Below are 18,972 nucleotides of genomic sequence, written 5' to 3'. Positions count from 1 at the left end.
CTAAACGATAAATAAATCTGAAGCAATACCATCAACCAAAAACTTAGCCTTTTTGCTAACCAATAATTTATCTTCATCAATATGAAGATACTGATCATTTACATATTTCAGGGAACACTTCTTTAAATGGTACAAATATTCGCTGCCAAATTCCTTTTCAATTTTGGTTAATGACACACCCCAAATAGTACGCAAACCAGTCATGATATATTCATTAAAACGATCTTTTTTTGAAAGGATTTCAATTTCATTGGGCAATTTATCTTCATTAAGAGATTTGATATATTTTATGTTGTTTGAAACATTCCAACTGCGCTGTATGCCATTAAAAGAATGTGCAGATGGGCCAATTCCTAAATAAGATTTACCCTGCCAATACGCCGAATTGTTTTTGCTAAACCATCCTTCTTTACCAAAATTGGAAATCTCATAATGAATAAAACCATGTTCCTCTAGTAAGTCAACCAATAACTTAAACTGTTTTTGTACCTGCCTATCTTTGGGCATTTTTACAATTTCTTTTTTTACAAAAGACGCCAAGGCTGTTTTAGGTTCAACTGTAAGCGCATAACTTGAAATATGTGGTATATCAAATGACAGAGCGGTTTTAATGTTCTCTATCCATCGCTCATTTGATAGTCTGGGAATACCATAGATTAAATCAACTGAAATATTCTCGAAGTGACGCCTCGCAATTGATAAAGATTTCTTCGCTTCATCAGCATTATGTGTTCTATTCATAAGCTTTAAATCTTCATCAAAAAACGACTGAATACCAATGCTCAATCTATTTATTTTTGTAGATGTTAAGTCTACAATCTTTTTATTTGTTAAGTCATCCGGATTCGCTTCAAGGGTGATTTCCGGTCGGTCAATTACTTGATAATATTTATAAATAGTATTGATAAGCGCTTCTATTTCATGAATTGAAAGCACACTTGGTGTTCCTCCTCCAAAATAAATGGTTTCGATAGAATTGTTGAGCAACTCATTTTTTCTAAGTAATAACTCTTTTTGAAGAGCCTGCATCATTTCATTCTTTCGCGAAAGCGATGTGGAGAAATGAAAATCACAGTAATGACAGGCTCGTTTGCAAAAAGGGATATGGATGTAGATTCCAGCCAAATGATTAATTTGATGATTTGATAATTAGTTAATTATATAATTTTGCCAAAACTCAAATTATCATATTAGCCAATTATCTAATCAACTTTCTTTGGGTTATTCTTTACAAAACTTGCCCAGCCCGTATAATTTTTGCCTACTGCCACTTTTCCATCATTATAAAAATGACACACTGCGGCAGCCAACCCATCCGTAGCATCTAAATTTTTAGGTAATTCTTTTAATTGTAGAGTGTTTTGCAGCATTTTAGCTACCTGTTCCTTACTAGCATTTCCGTTACCCGTAATGGCCATTTTAATCTTCTTGGGAGAATACTCGGTAATAGGTATTTGTCTTGAAAGTCCTGCTGCCATTGCCACACCTTGTGCACGCCCAAGCTTCAGCATACTCTGTACATTCTTACCATAAAAAGGTGCTTCAATAGCAATCTCATCAGGGTGATAACTATCTATGAGCTCAATTGTTCTATCAAAAATACATTTGAGCTTGGTATAATGATCATCAAACTTTCGTAAATGCAATTCATTTAATTGCAAAAACTTCATTTGTTTACCCATCACCTTGATGAGTCCGAATCCCATAATGGTGGTTCCAGGATCAATTCCTAAAATTATTCTTTCTGATGTCAATCTAAAAAAGATACTTCGTTATGCTTGGCATGACAATTAGCTTAAATTCTTTACTTTGCAACGGTGTATAAATCGCTGCCATACAAAACTAAGCAATTCTTATTTCTGCTGGTCAAGTTAACCATTATTGTTGGTGCATTTTATTTTATCTACACTAAAATTGTTCATAATGAGCAATTAAATTTTACGGTATTTATTGAGCAATTAGAAAGTACTATATTCTCTAACTATTCTGTCATTTTCATACTATTAGGGCTTACATCACTTAACTGGATCTTTGAAACACTGCGTTGGAAAATATTGGTTTCAGTATTAAAATCCATTACTTTTTTTGAATCTCTACAACAAAGTTTAGGTGCACTTACGGCTTCACTTTTTACACCTAACCGCATTGGAGAATATGGAGCGAAAGCTTTCTATTTTAAAAAAGGGAATAGAAGAAAAATAATGCTATTAAACCTATTGAGCAATATAGCTCAAATGAGCATTACCATGCTTGCAGGAATTGCAGGACTAATCTACTTTTTTACACATTTTACAGTTGACTTTGAGGTATATAGACTAAGAAAACTAGGTTATTTGCTCGCTTTTTTTATCGCTTTTATTGTATTTGGAAGCAAATATGGCGGAAAGAAAATAAGAGGTTTTTATACAAATAAGATAATTGGGTTTATCAAAAATCTATCATTAAAAGTAGGACTCACAACTTTGCTTCTCTCAACACTCCGCTATGTAGTGTTTTCTTATCAGTTTTATTTTTTACTCCAAGTGTTTCAAGTAGACATAGATTATTTTCAAGCTATGGGCTTAATCAGCAGTATGTACTTACTCGCTTCGTTAGTCCCAAGTTTGTCATTTTTTGATTGGCTTATCAAAGGGTCAGTAGCAGTCTGGATTTTTGGATTTTTAGAAGTAAATGAGTTAGTAATTATTACAATAAGCTTATTGATGTGGATTTTGAACTTTGCCATTCCCGCCTTTTTCGGAAGTTATTTTGTGTTGAATTTTAGGCTTTCTGATCAAAAATGATAGTTGTAGCAAGTCTTATTACTGGTATTTATATTTGGATCATTATAGCTTTTATAATTGGATTTGATCGTGTCACTGTTTTTTCATCGAATACTGGAATTGTTAAAAATAAATTCTCAATAATAATTCCATTTCGCGATGAGGCAAAAAGCTTACCTCAACTACTAAATAGTTTAGATGCTTTAGAATATCAAATAGACTTTTTTGAAGTCTTATTTATAGATGACGATTCTTCCGATGATTCCGTAAAGATTATGAATCAAGTTCTTAAAAATTCTTCTTTAGATTTCAAAATATTGAATAACACAAGAATAACAGGATCTCCTAAAAAAGATGCAATCAATATTGCTATAGAACATACCAAATATGATTGGATTCTGACTACAGATGCTGACTGTGTCGTCCCAAAAAAATGGTTACGTGAGTTTGATCAGTTCATTCAAGCACATCAACCCAAAATGATAGCCGCACCAGTTACTTATGAATCGAATCCTGGATTTTTAAAGCAATTTCAATTGTTAGACTTGCTCAGCCTTATGGGAAGTACCATTGGCGCATTTGGTATTCAAAAACCTTTTCTCTGTAATGGTGCCAACTTGTGTTATTCTAAAGAGGCATTTTTTGAAATTAACGGATTTGAAGGTAATGAAGCTATAGCGAGCGGTGATGATATTTTTTTACTAGAAAAAATGGTAACAAAATTTCCTAAACAAGTCCATTTTTTAAAATCAACATCAGCAATAGTTACTACTAAACCTCAACCTAACCTTAGAAATCTTTTGCAACAGCGCGTACGTTGGGCATCTAAAGCAACTCATTATAAAAATGTATTTAGCTCACTAGTAAGTTGGTCCGTTTTTTTGATGAACATGTTGTTGATTGTTTTACTTTTCACAAGTATTGCCAGATTAAACTCATGGTATCTTCTTATCTCTATTTTTCTTTTAAAAGCAATCATCGATTTTGTTTTAATCTACAAAACAACTCGTTTTTTCAATCAACAAAAAGTATTGAGTAACTTTTTGTTGAGCAGCTTGTTTTATCCTGTTTTTAGTATGTTTGTAGTCATTGCGTCTTTTACTTCTACCTATGAGTGGAAAGGGCGCCAATTCAAAAAATAACCCATACCAATGTCACTCCTTAATTACCGAACATCAAATCCGGCTTTTAGCAGTTATGTTTGGAAAAGTTATTCTAAGACTACTAAAATGACTTTGGGTGGAATTTTTTTAAAATCTTTTTTTAGTATTATTTTGGTAGGTCTTACAACATGGTATGTGTGGGATTTAGTCAATAAAGGAGTTGATGTAAAATGGTATACTTCTGGTGGCATGCTGGCGGCTATTGTTTTTAGTTTACTTACTTCTTTTAAAAGAACCTGGGCACCATGGACCACACCTTTGTACGCACTTTCAAAAGGACTGTTTTTAGGAGGCATCTCTGCCTATGCTGAAATTCGGTTTCCCGGAATGCCTATGAAAGCTGTAAGCATCACTATTCTTACCTTTTTTGTAATGTTACTTTTGTATAAAGCAAAAATTATTGTAGTAACCAGAAGATTTAGAAGTGTAGTTATTTCAGCAGCGGTCACTATCATGTTTATTTATATTATTAATTGGATATTGACCTTTTTTGGTTTAAGTCTTCCTTTTGTATGGGGAACTTCTTGGTTTGCAATAGGTTTTAATGTAATTGCTGCTATTATAGCTTCATTTTCCTTACTATTAGATTTTGATTTCATTGAACGAAAAGTAGGCAGAGCACCTAAATACTATGAATGGGTAGCCACTTGGGGTTTATTGGTTACACTCATTTGGCTTTATATAGAAGTACTTCGCTTGATGAAAAAACTTGCTATTAGATTTTAAATCGTTTTTACAATTAGAGCTAATCTATATTGTGATTTTACAAACATACCTCTTTTTAGAGCCGGTTTCATCGTAGGTAATCTATCAATACTTCTTCTTAAAATACTATCTAATTGTGGTAGTTGTTCTTGAATACTTCTAGGGGAATTTACTTCAACTAAAGTGGCCTTTCCAGTGTCATCTACTAAGAAATCAATAGTAGCAGTATCATTTACTTTTTCTTTTACTTTAAATTCATTTTCATTTAAAATGCGAGAAAGTTTTTGAGTAAACGATTGTTCAAAACAAGCTTTTTGATTGGTATTCTCAGCATAATTCTCGCAATCAGAAAAAATAGGATAGACATCTACAGAAGTGAAATCAATCAAACTATCTAGTACCTGCACGTTACTTTCATTTATTGTTTTTGAAGAAAATGAATTACAAGAAATAAGTAATGCTACCAATAAAAAGAAGCCTAGTGTACGCTTTAACATGGTTAATTGATTGACTCTGTGAAAGTACAATTTTTTGATAAAACTAAATGCCGCAATTTCCAGGATTCGAAAGCTTTGTAACAAACAATGTATATTTACGTCTTACTGGCAAAAGTTATGGATATACTGCTCGTTATTTTAGGTTTTTGCTTGATGGGGTTGGGGCTCATTGGTTCCTTTTTACCAATACTCCCAGGACCTTTAACAGGATGGATAGGTCTATTTGTATTGCATTTAACCAAAGCAATTCCAATGAACTGGACTTTTTTAGGTATTACCTTAGGTATTGCCATTTTTATTTGGGTGCTTGACTATATTATTCCTGCTATGGGTACCAAGAAATTTGGTGGTAGTCGTATGGGGGTTATAGGTACTACTTTAGGTTTGATTATAGGTTTATTATCACCTATTCCTGGAGGATTCATTATAGGTGCTTTTGCAGGCGCTTTAGTTGGCGAAATAATTCATGACAGTCAAGATAAAAAACGTGCTGTAAAAGCTGCTTTTGGCTCTTTTATCGGTTTTTTATTTTCTTCTACACTAAAGTTTATGGTGAGCTTAGTATTTATGGTATTATTCATCAATAAAACAATACAAAACTGGGATTTACTTATTTCCTAAAAACAAAAAAAGACTTTATAAAAAGTCTTTAGTTGCATTATGAAATTCTAATTGGTTTGGTTTATTAGATTCTTTTCTTTCAAGCAATTCTCCCGAATCGTCGTTTTGTAAATGTTTCTTTTTAGGGACGTAACTCGTACGTTTACTTTATGTTTCACTTACATCTTAAAAACAACCTAGTTTTAAAAATTCCCGAAAAAACATTGATTTTTTATAAAAAAATATGATAATTCTTTGATTTACATAAGTTTACAAACCATAAGTGAAAATACTAAAAGCAATTATAATGGAGCAAGTATTTGAACATCATTACGCGCGTATAAATTGATTTTGGAAGATTGCAAAAATTACCATTACTTACTCCCATTATAGAGCAATTAATAGGTTGTTGAAATTAAGGTTCACTGCAACTATTTAAGATGATTAATGTCCTTATAATATTTTCGATGAAGTGCATAGAAGAGTAATTGATACAATATTTAGTAAGTAGTGGCAGAATATGAAAACACAAAAGGCGCTAAAAGCGCCTTCCTGTAAGATTTTTTTGGTTAGAATTTAAGTAGGAAAAGGGCAAGTTTGGTACTTTGTATGCCCTTATACCTTTAAACGCTGTAGAAAGCTTCATTTAATACAAGGAAGATTTATGCATCGCTCTGCGCTTCCATCTGGAATGTATGGATGTCAAACCCATAGTAAAAAGTGGAGGTGGATAGAAAAGAATTATGGATCATATTTTGATGGTGACAAATGCTATCAAGAAATCTATAGCAAGCACTTCAAAAAATTCTATAAGGGTAAGCCCACTAAAAGATATTTAAAGTTACTATCAATTATAAATGAGTCAAGTAAATTTACAGCTTCAGATATAGAGCAGCTATTTTTGATGAAATAGATTTTCATTAATCACCAAACTTAACATTTAGAACTTCAAAAAACCTAAAATACCCTTAGAATACCCAAGATAGAATTCTTGAAAATTCCTCGAATAAAAATCTCAGATTGAAATTTGATTAATCAAGTTTTTTCAATTATTTTTTTTCTTCTTTTTATCTGAAATCGGAACTTTTGATCCTAGGTCAATATCAATTTCATCATCTGGACTGGAGCCACACTCCATAATAATTGATTCATCTGGGTCTCTTTCAGGTAGATGGGTTGTGCAGTTTTCGCCTTGAAAATAGAAATAACTTTCTGTTCCACCATTACAATATTTACGATAAAATATATTTACTCTGACCTTAACCAATCCAAACCAACAATATGATTTTTGATAATTAATATCGTTTGCTGTTATTGAAGGGGAAGGCCAAGCGTTGTCAAAAAATGTAAGATTACTGTCACTATTGTTATTCGCTGGGAAGTTACTTACTGGAATGCATACACAAGCCATAATTTCTCTTTCTACGCCATACCAGTTAAGCTCAACTCTTTCTCCATCGACTTTAGATTTTGCTACTTGGGGAACCCTTGATGGGGGGAGTAAGTATAAATTGTTAATTCTATTTCTTGAAATTGGTTTCAACATCATTATGGTTGTACCAGATGGCCAATCAGGACCAAGCTCACTTAACGATTTATTGACATTATAACCATACGGTCGGAAATCTGATTTGTAAACTTTATGCTTCGCGAGCAGTTTAGTGTTTTGAGTAATATCAGTAATCCGTGGGACAGGGGTTTGTGCATAAATCAAAGATATAATAAAAAAAGGGGCGAAAATAAAAGCTTTAAAATTCATGGTTTTTATTGGAAAACTAGTGGTTTTTTACCATATAAATCAAGAGGAAAAATCCTATTTCTTAAGGGTGTTTTTCCTGTTTTTTTCAACAAATCACTAGATTCTTATTCCTAGTGGTTTAGATCGTATGCATTTTTATCAATAAACCCAATATAGGCTACGGGGCTTATTTCGCAAAAAAATTACCGAAAGTGATTGAATTTTAAGATTGTTGGCGAAATGTTGGCAAGAATTGGCTTAAAACCAAAAAAGCATCCCAGTATTTAGGGAAGCTTTCCATTGGTTAAACCCACTATCCATGGGCTTTCTACCTATTATCTCACAAATATGAGATAAACAACACAACTATCTTTATGCGGTCTGGACGGGACTCGAACCCGCGACCCCCTGCGTGACAGGCAGGTATTCTAACCAGCTGAACTACCAGACCGTTTGTTAATTAAGCTAAGATAAAAATTTCTATTTTTTTGTCGTTTTAGAAATCTTTCTCTTTGAATAGCTTCAGTTCTAGTTTTAAATTCTTCAAAATACACTACATGCCAAGGAATTTTTCGGCTCGTATATTTTGACAATCCTTGATTATGAAAATTTAAACGCTTATCAAGGTCACTAGTGTAACCAATATAAAATGATTTATCCTTTTCACTTTACAGAATGTAAACATAAAACATATTAAAGAACTTAATTCTAGTTTGGTAGACAGGCAGTCCCGAGTACTCGGGATAACCAGCTGAACTACCAGACCGTTGCTCAATTAGCGGTTGCAAATATAAGTTCGTTTTTTATATCTGCAAAACCTTTTTTATCCTTTTTTATAAAAATCGTTTACGGCTTATCAGATACGAAATCAACACTTGCTCAAAACCTTCATGTATGTCTACAGGTACATAATCAATCTTATACTGCATACATTTCATTTTGAGCTTTTGAAAATAAACTTTAACTGCTTTTTCATAATCCTCTTTTACCGTATCTGCATATAAGTTGATGTGTGCTCCTGTTTCAACATCAACAAATCGTTTGGGGCGGTTATCAAAATCAAATTTCAGTTCATGTTTACCATCATAGGTATGAAAAAGAATCACTTCGTGTTTATTATATTTTAAATGTCGCAACGCTTCAAACAGTTCATCATCTTTTTTATCTGATTGAAACATATCTGTAAACAAAAAAATGAGAGACCTTCTGTGAATTTTATCTGCTACTTCATGCAATACACTGTAGGTATCTGTCTTCTTTGAAGAATCTTTGCTCAATAAATTCTCAAGGTGAGTAAACAACATTCTTCTGTGTCGTTCACCACCTTTGGCAGGAGCAAAATATTCATTTACATCACTATAAATACTCAACCCATAAGCATCTCTTTGACGTTTTAAGATCTCTATTAACGCCCCAGAAGCTATGGCCGAAAACGCGATCTTGTTTAAATTTTCAACGGAAGGATTTTTTAGTTTAGGGTAGTACATAGATGCCGAGTTATCGATGATCAGGTGGCACCGTAAATTAGTTTCTTCTTCGTATCGTTTTACAAAGAGTTTTTCGGTTTTAGCATACAGCTTCCAATCAATATGACGCGTGCTTTCCCCTTTGTTATAAAGCCTATGCTCAGCAAACTCAACAGAAAATCCATGAAAAGGGCTTTTATGCATTCCTGTAATAAACCCTTCAACCACTTGTGTAGCAAGTAATTCAAGGTTGTTAATTCCATAAATAGTATTGGCTTCTTTTACTGTCATTGGATAAGCTATGTTGCCAAATTAAAAAAGGTTTGATCCCAAGTCTTCGGGACCAAACCTTTTTTATAAAATTTCTATTACCTTCAAATTAAACTAAGGCTTCTAACTTTTCAGTATAGGTAGCCTTTGGCGCAACTCCTACTTGCTTGTCAACGATCTCACCATTTTTAAAGATCAATACCGTAGGAATATTTCTTACACCATATTTTGCTGCAAATTCTTGATTAGCGTCTACATCTACTTTAGCCACAACTGCTTTTCCATCAAAATCATTGCTTAACTCTTCAACTGTAGGTGCTAACATTCTACAAGGACCACACCACGCCGCCCAAAAATCTACCAATACAGGTTTATCTGACTTTAATACTACATCATCAAACGTAGCATCTGTTACTTCTAATGCCATTTTTATATTTCTTTAGTTTTTAATTCGGGTTACTTACTCTTGCAAAAATAAACAAATATTCTGCCATTTTATTGTGGCAGCATTACTTTTGCTTATAATAGTATGCAAAATATCAATTTCCTTACAAACTAAAATACTTCCTTAGCTACTGACTTTATATTGCTTGATTTTCCCATAGAATAATAGTGCAAAACGGAAACTCCATTTTTTATCAATTCTTTACTCTGTTCTATACACCATTCAATACCTATCTCTCGTACTTCTCTATTGTCTTTACTCTTTACAATAGCCATGATTAAATCATCAGGTAGGTCAGTTTTAAATCTATGTGGAATTAAATTCAACTGTTTTTTAGTAGAAATAGGTTTTAACCCAGGAATGATAGGAACTGTTATACCTTCACTTCTACATTTCTCAACAAAGTCAAAATACTTTTGATTGTCAAAAAACATTTGGGTAACAATATATGTAGCTCCTTTTTTTATTTTCTTTTTCAGGAAATGTATATCAGAATCCAAACTAGGGGCTTCCATATGCTTTTCAGGATAACCTGCTACACCAATACAGAAATCAGTTTTTGATGTGTTCTGCAATTCTTCGTCTAAATACTTTCCTTCATTTAAATCCTGAATTTGAGATACCAGCTCGCAAGCATAGTTATGCCCTTCTTTTTCTGGTTTAAAGTAGGTTTCACTTTTTACAGCATCACCCCGTAAGGCCATAACATTTTCAATACCCAAAAAGTCAAGATCAATTAAAAAATTCTCTGTATCTTCTTTGGTAAAACCACCACATAAAATATGCGGAATAGCATCTACCCCATATTTGTTTTGGATTGCCGCACAAATACCAACCGTTCCTGGGCGCTTTTTAACCACCTGCTTTTTTAACAAACCACTTTCTATTTCTTTAAATACATATTCCTCACGATGATAAGTTACATCAATAAAGGGTGGATTGAATTCCATTAAAGGGTCTATATTATCAAAAATAGATTGTATGTGTTGTCCTTTTAAGGGAGGTAAAATCTCAAATGAAAATAAGGTTTTACCATTCGCGTTTTTTATATGTTCTGTTACTTTCATATTAGTTTTCTACAAGATTAGGGCTTAGCCATTTCTTAGCTTCTTCCATTGTAATATCTTTTCGTTTTGAATAATCTTCTAATTGATCTTCTGTAATCTTACCTAGTCCAAAATACTTAGCTTGCTCATTGGCAAAATAATAACCACTGACGCTAGCTGCAGGCCACATGGCCAAACTTTCCGTTAGCCTAACACCTATTTTTTCTTCAACATTTAATAAATTCCAGATCGTATTCTTTTCCAAATGGTCCGGGCAAGCTGGATAACCTGGTGCGGGTCGAATACCTTTATAGCCTTCTTTGATCAATTCTTCATTGGTCAATTTTTCATTTTTGGCATAGCCCCAATACTTAGTTCTGATTTCTTCATGCAGATATTCAGCAAATGCCTCTGCCAAGCGATCTGCCAATGCCTTAATCATAATCGAATTATAATCATCATGCTCTATTTCAAATTGTTTTGCTAATTCATCAGTACCAAATCCTGCAGTAACGCAAAAGCATCCTATATAGTCTTGAATTCCTGTATCCTTAGGGGCTATGAAATCGGCTAATGCAAAACTCGATTTACCTTCTCCTTTCTTTAATTGCTGACGTAGGGTAAGAAATTTAGATTTCTCATTTTCATTCGAAATAACCTCAATATCATCATGATTAATAGTATTTGCCGGAAACAGACCAAAAACAGCTTTACCAGTCAGCAATTTCTCAGTAAAAATTCTATTTAAAAGCACCTTTGCATCCTCAAATAATTCTGAAGCTTGTTTGCCTACAACTTTATCTTTTAAAATATCTGGATACCTTCCATGTAAATCCCATGAACGGAAAAACGGGCTCCAATCAATATAATTTTCTAGTTTTTCTAAATCGAAATCATTAAATACCTGAACACCTAATTTATTTGGCTTAACGATCATTGACTTTGACCATGCAATATTAAATTTCCGTTTACGTGCTTCTTCTAAAGAAACATATTCTTTTCGTTTGTTTCTTGATAGAAATTGCGCTCTAAAAGAATCATATTCTTTTCTTATTTCCTCTTTATAAGTCTGATTATTGTCTTTAAGCAAACTACCAACCACGGTAACAGCTCTGGAAGCATCATTAACATGCACTACAGTATTTTGATACTTAGGAGCAATCTTAACAGCTGTATGAGCCCTAGAGGTTGTTGCACCACCAATTAGCAACGGTGTATCAAACTCTTGTTTTTCTAATTCATTTGCCAAATACACCATTTCATCTAAGGATGGCGTTATAAGGCCACTTAACCCAATGACGTCTACCTGTTCGTTCTTAGCTACTTCTATTATTTTTTCAGGAGGCACCATCACACCCAAGTCGATAATTTCATAATTATTACAACCTAATACCACACTTACAATGTTCTTTCCTATGTCATGTACATCGCCTTTAACAGTAGCCATTAAAATTTTTCCATTTGATGGTTGTAAACCATCTTTTTCAGACTCAATATAGGGTTGTAGATATGCCACCGCCTTTTTCATTACCCTAGCCGATTTTACTACTTGCGGCAGAAACATTTTTCCGCTACCAAATAAATCGCCAACCACATTCATTCCATTCATCAAATGGTTTTCGATCACTTCAATAGGTTTTGAAACTGATTGCCTGGCTTCCTCAACATCTTCTTCAATAAAAGTATCTATACCCTTTATCAATGCATGAGTTAAACGCTCCTGTAAAGCATCACTTCTCCATTCTTGTGCTTTAGCGGATGTTTCTTTCTTTATTCCTTTTACCGTTTCTGCAAATTCTAATAGTCTTTCGGTAGCATCCTCACGTCTGTCTAGAAGTACATCTTCTACATGATCTAATAAATCTTTTGGTATTTCATCATAAACCTCCAGCAATGCGGGATTTACAATACCCATAGTCATACCATGTTGAATGGCGTGATATAAAAAAGCAGAGTGCATTGCCTCACGAACCGTATTATTTCCTCTAAAAGAAAAAGATACGTTGCTCACCCCACCACTCACATTTACATATGGTAGATTCTCCTTGATCCATTTGGTGGCTTTAAAAAAGTCAATCGCATTTTTTCTATGCTCTTCCATTCCTGTGGCCACTGGAAAAATATTGGGATCAAAAATGATGTCTTCAGGTGCAAATCCAACTTTATCTACCAAAGTTCTATAAGACAGCTCACAGATCTCTATTCTTCTCTCATACGTATCTGCCTGACCATCTTTATCAAAAGCCATTACAATTACAGCCGCGCCATAGCGCTTGATCAACGTTGCTTGTCTAATAAATTCTTCTTCTCCTTCCTTTAGACTAATAGAATTAACAACACTCTTACCTTGCACCACTTGCAATCCGGCTTCTATAATCTCCCATTTAGAACTGTCAATCATAATAGGCAGCCTACTAATATCTGGTTCAGAAGCAATTAAATTTAAAAAAGTGACCATTACCTCTTTACCATCAATCATTCCTTCATCCATATTCACATCAATGATCTGCGCCCCTCCTTCCACCTGATGTCTTGCTACCTCTAAAGCTTCGCTAAATTTCTCTTCTTTAATCAAACGAAGGAACTTCTTTGAACCTGTTACATTGGTGCGTTCACCTACATTAATGAAATTACTTTCAGGTGTAACGATTAAGGGTTCCAACCCCGAAAGTGTTAAATATTTTTTATTTGCTACTCCCATTATTGATAATGTTCTACTATAGGAAATGGTTCATAAAAATGATGCAACAGTTTCTTCCATTGTTTATACTCATCTGACTTCCTAAACCCCACTTCATGATCTTCTACTGTTTCCCAATTCACTAGTAATATATATTTATCATCTTTTTCAATGCATTTTTTGAGCTCATGAGAAACATACCCCTTCATGGAAGCAATGATTGGTGCAGCCTTCTTAAAAGCTTCTTCAAACTCCTTAGAAAGATTATCTTTTATATGTAATATGGCTACTTCTAATACCACCTTAAACTTCTTGAAGAATTTTTCTTGGTTCATAATTTTGGGAGACCTCAACAATCTTTTGAATATGCTCTGGTGTTGTACCGCAGCAACCTCCAATAATATTTACCAGATTATCTTTTAAATAGTCCTCAATAAGTGCTTGCATCTCTTCTGGAGTTTGGTCATATTCACCAAAAGCATTTGGTAAACCTGCATTTGGGTGAGCTGATGTATAAAATGATGTTTCTTTTGATAATCTTTTTAAGTACGGTTTCAGTTGATCAGCCCCTAGTGCACAATTGAACCCTACTGATAGTAAAGGAATATGTGAAATGGAAATTAAAAATGCTTCAACTGTTTGTCCTGATAAAGTTCTACCGCTTGCATCAGTTATGGTACCAGATACCATGATTGGAATTTCTAAACTACGCTCATCTTTTACCTCTTCAATAGCAAATAATGCCGCCTTTGCATTCAATGTATCAAAAATGGTCTCTACCAATAAAATATCAACGCCTCCGTCTATTAATGCCTCAACTTGCTCTTTATATGCCTTTCTCAACTCATCAAAAGTGACAGCTCTATATTCTGGTTTATTAACATCAGGTGATAAACTTGCCGTTCTATTTGTAGGGCCAATACTTCCAGCCACAAATCTTAGTTTTCCTTGAGTACTAAACTCTTGCGCTACTTCCTTTGCCAATTTCGCCGATTCATAATTTAGTTCATAGACCAAATCTTGCATATCATAATCAGCCATGGCTATGGTAGTACCCGAAAAGGTATTTGTTTCTATGATATCTGCTCCTGCAATAAAATATTTTCTGTGTATTTCTTTAATTGCTTCTGGCTGCGTTAGAGATAACAGATCGTTATTTCCTTTTAAGGGAAGATGATATTCTTTAAATCGTTCTCCTCGAAAATCTTCTTCGGCAAATTCATAGCGCTGTAACATGGTGCCCATAGCACCATCTAACACTAAAATTCGTTCTTTTATGGCTTTATATATATTTGACATATTGATCTAAAATCAATTGTCATCACGAAAAATAAGAGGAATTGCTCTTAAGTTATCTTTTCCCGAGTACACGGGATAGAATTTAGCACCTTCTTTACAGGTTAAAGGGTTGCTAAGGCTTCACAGGGTCTATTCCCTCAGCCTTTCATGATAACAATCAGAATGTTTTATTGAACTTGCTTACAAATAACGCAATTCATTTTTGAATTACATAATTTTAACCAAATAAATTTGAAGACAAATAGCGATCGCCTATATCGCAAATAATAGCTACAATTATACCTTCGTCAATTTCATGCGCTATTTTTAACGCAGCAGTTACTGAACCTCCACTGCTCATGCCAGCAAAAATCCCTTCTTCCTGCGCTAATCGCCTTGACATTTCAGAAGCTTCTTGTTGTGTTACTTCTACAATGCGGTCAACTTTTGAGCGATCAAAAATTGAAGGTACATATTCCGGTGACCACTTGCGAATCCCGGGAATTCTTGAATAATCATCAGGTTGTGCACCTACAATAGTGATGTCTTTATTTTTTTCCTTTAAGAATGTAGAAGTACCTGTAATGGTACCTGTTGTTCCCATGGCCGATACAAAATGCGTAATTTGTTGATTTGTATCTCTCCAAATTTCCGGACCTGTTGTTTTATAATGTGCCTTCCAATTATCTGGATTCGAAAATTGATTTAACATAAAATAACCTTTACTATCTCTCAACTCTTCGGCTAAATCTCTGGCACCTTCAATACCAACTTCTTGTGATACCAATCTTAATTCGGCTCCATAAGCTCGCATGGTTTTTTTACGCTCTTCGGTAGCACTTTCAGGCATTACCAACACCATATTAACCCCTAAAAGACTTGAAATAAGTGCTAAGGCAATTCCGGTATTACCACTGGTAGCTTCAACCAATGTATCTCCTTTTTTAATATCACCCCGTTTTAACGCCTCAGAAATCATATTAAAAGCAGGTCTATCTTTTACACTACCACCGGGGTTCTTACCCTCAAGTTTCAAGAATAATCGAACCTTATCTTTTGAGATAATGTTAGAGGCCTCAACCAAAGGTGTATTACCAATCTGATCTAAGATACTTTTACCTTGTAACACGCTCTTTTGATCTTATTTTATATTCTTTTTTATAGGTAATAATTGAATTTTCCGGAACCGATTCTGTCAAACAAACATTTGCACCAATAATACTATTAGCGCCAACAACTACATCGCCTCCTAAAATAGTAGCATTGGCATAAATGGTTACATTATCTTCAATGGTTGGATGTCTTTTAACTGAAGCCAAGCTCTTTGCAACTTGAATACCACCGAGCGTCACCCCTTGATATATTTTTACATTATCTTTTAGGGTAGTAGTTTCACCAATTACAACTCCAGTGGCATGATCAATAAAAAATGGGTTTCCAATAACAGCTCCTGGATGGATATCTGTTCCTGTAACACCGTGTGCATATTCACTCATCATCCTTGGTAAAATTGGAATATCAAGTAGCTCTAATTCATGACTCAATCTATAAATGGCAATAGCATAGAACCCAGGGTAGGCCAAGTATACTTCCTCTAAGCTCTTATTAGCAGGGTCATTTTCTACAAAAGATTGAGCATCAATATCTAATTGCTGCTTTATAACCGAAAATTTCTCTTGGAAGGATTCCCAAAACTGCTGCGGTTTTTTCACCAATAACTCTTCGGAAATTTCTATAAAATCTACTTTTAAATTTTTAAGCTGTTGCTCTCTATCTGAGGTATCAAATAAAAAATAGAAAAGTTCTTTAGTGAACTTTTCTACTTCATCCTTTAAACGAATATTATAAGGCATATAATTTCTTTATGAGCATTATTAGACTCAAATGTATTGAATCCTTACCACTATACAATAGATTTAACAACTGCTTTTGGTGCCTCCTTTTTAGATCCATCAAATCCTTCAACACCGCCAACAGTAGTATATTTCATTACATACTTTTTATCAGGATAAATTTTTTGATAGGCACTTTGACACATAAGTGTCGCTTCATGAAATCCACACAAAATAAGTTTTAATTTACCTGCATATGTATTTACATCTCCAATAGCATAAATACCTGGAATATTGGTCTGATAATCAAAGGTATTTACTTTAATAGCATTCTTCTCTATTTCTAGTCCCCAGTCACCAATAGGTCCAAGCTTAGGTGATAAGCCAAATAAGGGTATAAAATGATCGGTATCAATGATAAACGGATCTTTATCCTTTTGTTCAACTGCCACTCCGGTGACTTTTTCTTTTCCAAGGATTCCTTTTACTTCTGCTAGTGTAATCAAATTGATCTTACCTAAATTTTTTAATTCCTGAACTTTATCTACTGAATCTAGCGCACCTCTAAACTCATTCCTTCTATGAATAAGCGTTACATCTGAGGCTACATCTGTCAAAAAGATAGACCAGTCTAAAGCAGAGTCTCCACCTCCTGCAATAACTACCGATTTATCTCTATAAATTTCTGGGTCTTTAATAATATATTCTACACCTTTATCTTCAAAATCAGCAATATTTACAATAGGTGGTTTACGGGGTTCAAAACTACCTAATCCTCCTGCAATAGCTACCACTTTTGCATGATGCTTTGTACCTTTATTTGTGGTAACAATAAAAGTTTCATCTTCCAATTTTTCAATAGTATCAGCACGTTCACCTAATGTAAAACCAGGAGCGAAAGGTTCAATTTGTTTTAGTAGGTTATCAACTAAATCACCTGCTAACACTTCAGGGAAACCAGGAATATCATAAATGGGTTTTTTAGGGTAAATCTCTGCACATTGACCACCAGCTTGTGGTAATGCATCAATCAAATGACATTTTAACTTCAATAATCCTGCTTCAAAAACCGTAAATAATCCTGTTGGACCTGCTCCAATAATTAATATATCTGTAGTTATCATTTTATTCTGTAATTAATCCTTTTGTTAATTTGTTCAATCTCGAAACTTTTAATGCGAAATCACCCTTGATTGTTTTTCTAAATCTATTCAAATTCTTAGCTAAATCATCTACTTCTTCAGGAATTACCTGTTCAAAAAATTGACGTAAACGCTTTGCCATTGTGGGAGATTTTCCATTTGTAGAAATGGCAATTTTTATGTTGCCTTTGGTTACGATTCCACCTAAATAAAAATCACATAGCTGTGGAGTATCTGCTACATTTACTAATAGCTGTTTCTCCTTGGCGTCACAGTATATTTGTTTGTTTACCTCTTCATCATTTGTAGCAGCAATAACAATATGTTGCTTGTGCAAAATATTTGCTGAATAAGGTCTGTGCATATACAAAATGTTATGCTCTTTAGCCAGTTTAATTACCTCCTCAGAAAAGTCTAATGCTATCAAAGCAACTTTGGCATTAGGACTTGATTTTAGTAAAAAGGTTAGCTTTTCTAAGGCCACATTACCTCCGCCAACAATTAACACATTTAACTGCGATACCTTTAAAAAAATGGGGTATAATTCATTTTTTACTTGCTCTAACATAACACTGTTCTTAATTGAACCTTTTTCTGAATATTTAATAACTGCTCTCTGTGTTTTACCGACTGCCCTAATACAATAATAGCCGGATTACTAAGCTCCTTTTCTTTAACCACCTCAACAATGGTATCTACAGTTCCAATCCCTATTTTCTCTTGGGGTGTCGTTCCATTTTGAATAATAGCAACAGGCAAATCTTTCTTTCCATTGAACTTAAAAAGTGCTACTATTTCCGATAATTTGCCCATACCCATTAGAATAACTACTGTGGCAGTAGATTGCGCAGCGAGTGCAATATCTTTTGATAATTTATGTTCCTTGGTAGTTCCGGTAATAACCCAAAAACTTTCTGAGCTTCCTCGTTTGGTAAGTGGTATATTTTGATACGCTGGTACTGCAAATGCAGATGATATACCAGGCACCACAGCTACCTCAACTCCAAATAGAGAGGCATATTCCATTTCCTCCGCCCCTCTCCCAAAAATAAAGGGATCTCCACCTTTTAAACGAACTACATGCCCATCACTTTTGGCTCTAGAAACAATTAATTCATTAATCTGTTCTTGTTGATAAGCATAGCATCCTTTACGTTTACCGACATAAATCTTTTCTGAATCATGAGATGCATGTTCTAATAAATCTGTATTGATCAATGCATCATATAAAATTACATTAGCAGATCTAATAGCTTTGATTGCCTTCAATGTAATCAGTTCCGGATCTCCGGGGCCAGCACCTACGACTGTCAATTTAGGAATACGTTCATTTAACATCTTGCTACAT

The 18,972-nt window shown here is 34.1% G+C and carries 20 protein-coding genes, 1 tRNA gene, 1 pseudogene and 1 riboswitch; of the genes and pseudogenes, 5 read left to right on the top strand and 17 right to left on the bottom strand.

The genetic code is table 11. The annotated features are described in order from the left end of the window. Together hemW and ruvC are read right to left on the bottom strand one after the other, a co-directional pair. Entirely contained in the window at positions 1 to 1,125 is a 1,125-nt protein-coding gene (gene hemW, locus AC1EU5_RS03445; RefSeq protein ID WP_480190952.1) for a radical SAM family heme chaperone HemW, read from the bottom strand. A 77-nt stretch (positions 1,126 to 1,202) separates the two neighbouring features. Beyond that, positions 1,203 to 1,754, bottom strand: coding sequence for a crossover junction endodeoxyribonuclease RuvC (ruvC, locus tag AC1EU5_RS03440; protein ID WP_480190951.1), 552 nt, complete (start codon positions 1,752 to 1,754; stop codon positions 1,203 to 1,205). Positions 1,755 to 1,817: 63 nt separating this feature from the next. Here ruvC and AC1EU5_RS03435 point away from each other — a divergent pair, with 63 nt between their 5' ends. Genes AC1EU5_RS03435 through AC1EU5_RS03425 form a run of 3 tightly spaced genes read left to right on the top strand, consistent with a single transcriptional unit; the run spans position 1,818 to position 4,651 of the window. Further along, positions 1,818 to 2,783 carry a hypothetical protein gene (locus AC1EU5_RS03435; protein WP_480190950.1) on the top strand — a complete coding sequence of 322 codons (966 nt, stop codon included), beginning with the start codon at positions 1,818 to 1,820 and terminating at the stop codon, positions 2,781 to 2,783. Beyond that, complete coding sequence (locus tag AC1EU5_RS03430) at positions 2,780 to 3,904, top strand: glycosyltransferase family 2 protein (protein ID WP_480190949.1); 1,125 nt, start codon at positions 2,780 to 2,782, stop codon at positions 3,902 to 3,904. The genes AC1EU5_RS03435 and AC1EU5_RS03430 overlap by 4 nt, the downstream gene beginning before the upstream one ends. 9 nt (positions 3,905 to 3,913) lie before the next feature. After that, positions 3,914 to 4,651 (top strand): Bax inhibitor-1/YccA family protein, encoded by a 738-nt coding sequence (locus AC1EU5_RS03425; protein WP_480190948.1) that lies wholly within the window; start codon positions 3,914 to 3,916, stop codon positions 4,649 to 4,651. Here the strand turns inward: AC1EU5_RS03425 and AC1EU5_RS03420 are convergent. After that, positions 4,648 to 5,127 carry a hypothetical protein gene (locus tag AC1EU5_RS03420; protein WP_480190947.1) on the bottom strand — a complete coding sequence of 160 codons (480 nt, stop codon included), beginning with the start codon at positions 5,125 to 5,127 and terminating at the stop codon, positions 4,648 to 4,650. The two genes, AC1EU5_RS03425 and AC1EU5_RS03420, sit on opposite strands and share 4 nt — an antisense overlap. 117 nt (positions 5,128 to 5,244) lie before the next feature. Between AC1EU5_RS03420 and AC1EU5_RS03415 the strand changes: the two genes are divergently transcribed. Together AC1EU5_RS03415 and AC1EU5_RS03410 are read left to right on the top strand one after the other, a co-directional pair. Further along, a complete protein-coding gene (locus tag AC1EU5_RS03415) occupies positions 5,245 to 5,748 on the top strand; it encodes a DUF456 domain-containing protein (protein WP_480190946.1) in 504 nt (167 codons plus the stop codon). Positions 5,749 to 6,391: 643 nt separating this feature from the next. Then, positions 6,392 to 6,640 carry a hypothetical protein gene (locus AC1EU5_RS03410; protein WP_480190945.1) on the top strand — a complete coding sequence of 83 codons (249 nt, stop codon included), beginning with the start codon at positions 6,392 to 6,394 and terminating at the stop codon, positions 6,638 to 6,640. A 132-nt stretch (positions 6,641 to 6,772) separates the two neighbouring features. On the opposite strand, the gene AC1EU5_RS03405 is transcribed toward AC1EU5_RS03410, so the two are convergent. The 14 genes and pseudogenes from AC1EU5_RS03405 to cobA all read right to left on the bottom strand — a co-directional run bounded on the left by AC1EU5_RS03405 (position 6,773) and on the right by cobA (position 18,962). After that, positions 6,773 to 7,486 (bottom strand): hypothetical protein, encoded by a 714-nt coding sequence (locus AC1EU5_RS03405; protein WP_480190944.1) that lies wholly within the window; start codon positions 7,484 to 7,486, stop codon positions 6,773 to 6,775. A 356-nt stretch (positions 7,487 to 7,842) separates the two neighbouring features. After that, positions 7,843 to 7,916 (bottom strand) — tRNA-Asp (locus AC1EU5_RS03400). Beyond that, a pseudogene (locus AC1EU5_RS03395) lies at positions 7,894 to 8,115 on the bottom strand (GIY-YIG nuclease family protein); the annotation flags it as partial. The pseudogene AC1EU5_RS03395 and the gene AC1EU5_RS03400, both read right to left, overlap by 23 nt. Positions 8,116 to 8,298: 183 nt before the next feature. Beyond that, positions 8,299 to 9,222 (bottom strand): DUF58 domain-containing protein, encoded by a 924-nt coding sequence (locus AC1EU5_RS03390; RefSeq protein ID WP_480190943.1) that lies wholly within the window; start codon positions 9,220 to 9,222, stop codon positions 8,299 to 8,301. Between the two features lie 88 nt (positions 9,223 to 9,310). Continuing rightward, the gene (gene trxA / locus AC1EU5_RS03385) at positions 9,311 to 9,628 is read right to left on the bottom strand and encodes a thioredoxin (RefSeq protein WP_480190942.1); all 318 of its coding nucleotides are present in this window, start codon (positions 9,626 to 9,628) and stop codon (positions 9,311 to 9,313) included. 128 nt (positions 9,629 to 9,756) lie between these two features. Continuing rightward, positions 9,757 to 10,713 carry a methylenetetrahydrofolate reductase [NAD(P)H] gene (gene metF / locus AC1EU5_RS03380; protein ID WP_480190941.1) on the bottom strand — a complete coding sequence of 319 codons (957 nt, stop codon included), beginning with the start codon at positions 10,711 to 10,713 and terminating at the stop codon, positions 9,757 to 9,759. Position 10,714: 1 nt separating this feature from the next. After that, positions 10,715 to 13,393 (bottom strand): methionine synthase, encoded by a 2,679-nt coding sequence (metH, locus tag AC1EU5_RS03375; RefSeq protein WP_480190940.1) that lies wholly within the window; start codon positions 13,391 to 13,393, stop codon positions 10,715 to 10,717. Next, positions 13,393 to 13,707 (bottom strand): antibiotic biosynthesis monooxygenase family protein, encoded by a 315-nt coding sequence (locus AC1EU5_RS03370; RefSeq protein WP_480190939.1) that lies wholly within the window; start codon positions 13,705 to 13,707, stop codon positions 13,393 to 13,395. The genes metH and AC1EU5_RS03370 overlap by 1 nt, the downstream gene beginning before the upstream one ends. Continuing rightward, a complete protein-coding gene (locus AC1EU5_RS03365; RefSeq protein ID WP_480190938.1) occupies positions 13,676 to 14,671 on the bottom strand; it encodes a homocysteine S-methyltransferase family protein in 996 nt (331 codons plus the stop codon). Before AC1EU5_RS03365 ends, AC1EU5_RS03370 begins: the two co-directional genes overlap by 32 nt. A 49-nt stretch (positions 14,672 to 14,720) precedes the next feature. After that, positions 14,721 to 14,828, bottom strand: a riboswitch (SAM riboswitch). A 60-nt stretch (positions 14,829 to 14,888) separates the two neighbouring features. Further along, positions 14,889 to 15,779 (bottom strand): cysteine synthase CysM, encoded by an 891-nt coding sequence (gene cysM / locus AC1EU5_RS03360; RefSeq protein ID WP_480190937.1) that lies wholly within the window; start codon positions 15,777 to 15,779, stop codon positions 14,889 to 14,891. Next, entirely contained in the window at positions 15,766 to 16,503 is a 738-nt protein-coding gene (gene epsC, locus AC1EU5_RS03355; RefSeq protein WP_480190936.1) for a serine O-acetyltransferase EpsC, read from the bottom strand. Before epsC ends, cysM begins: the two co-directional genes overlap by 14 nt. Positions 16,504 to 16,553: 50 nt before the next feature. After that, entirely contained in the window at positions 16,554 to 17,606 is a 1,053-nt protein-coding gene (locus tag AC1EU5_RS03350) for an NAD(P)/FAD-dependent oxidoreductase (RefSeq protein WP_480190935.1), read from the bottom strand. A gap of 1 nt (position 17,607) precedes the next feature. Beyond that, positions 17,608 to 18,192 (bottom strand): precorrin-2 dehydrogenase/sirohydrochlorin ferrochelatase family protein, encoded by a 585-nt coding sequence (locus AC1EU5_RS03345; RefSeq protein ID WP_480190934.1) that lies wholly within the window; start codon positions 18,190 to 18,192, stop codon positions 17,608 to 17,610. After that, a complete protein-coding gene (cobA, locus tag AC1EU5_RS03340; RefSeq protein WP_480190933.1) occupies positions 18,186 to 18,962 on the bottom strand; it encodes a uroporphyrinogen-III C-methyltransferase in 777 nt (258 codons plus the stop codon). The genes AC1EU5_RS03345 and cobA overlap by 7 nt, the downstream gene beginning before the upstream one ends. Positions 18,963 to 18,972 lie beyond the last annotated feature (10 nt).

This window comes from Maritimimonas sp. 2405UD52-3, assembly GCF_056591715.1.
This window is presented reverse-complemented; position numbering and strand designations above follow the sequence as displayed.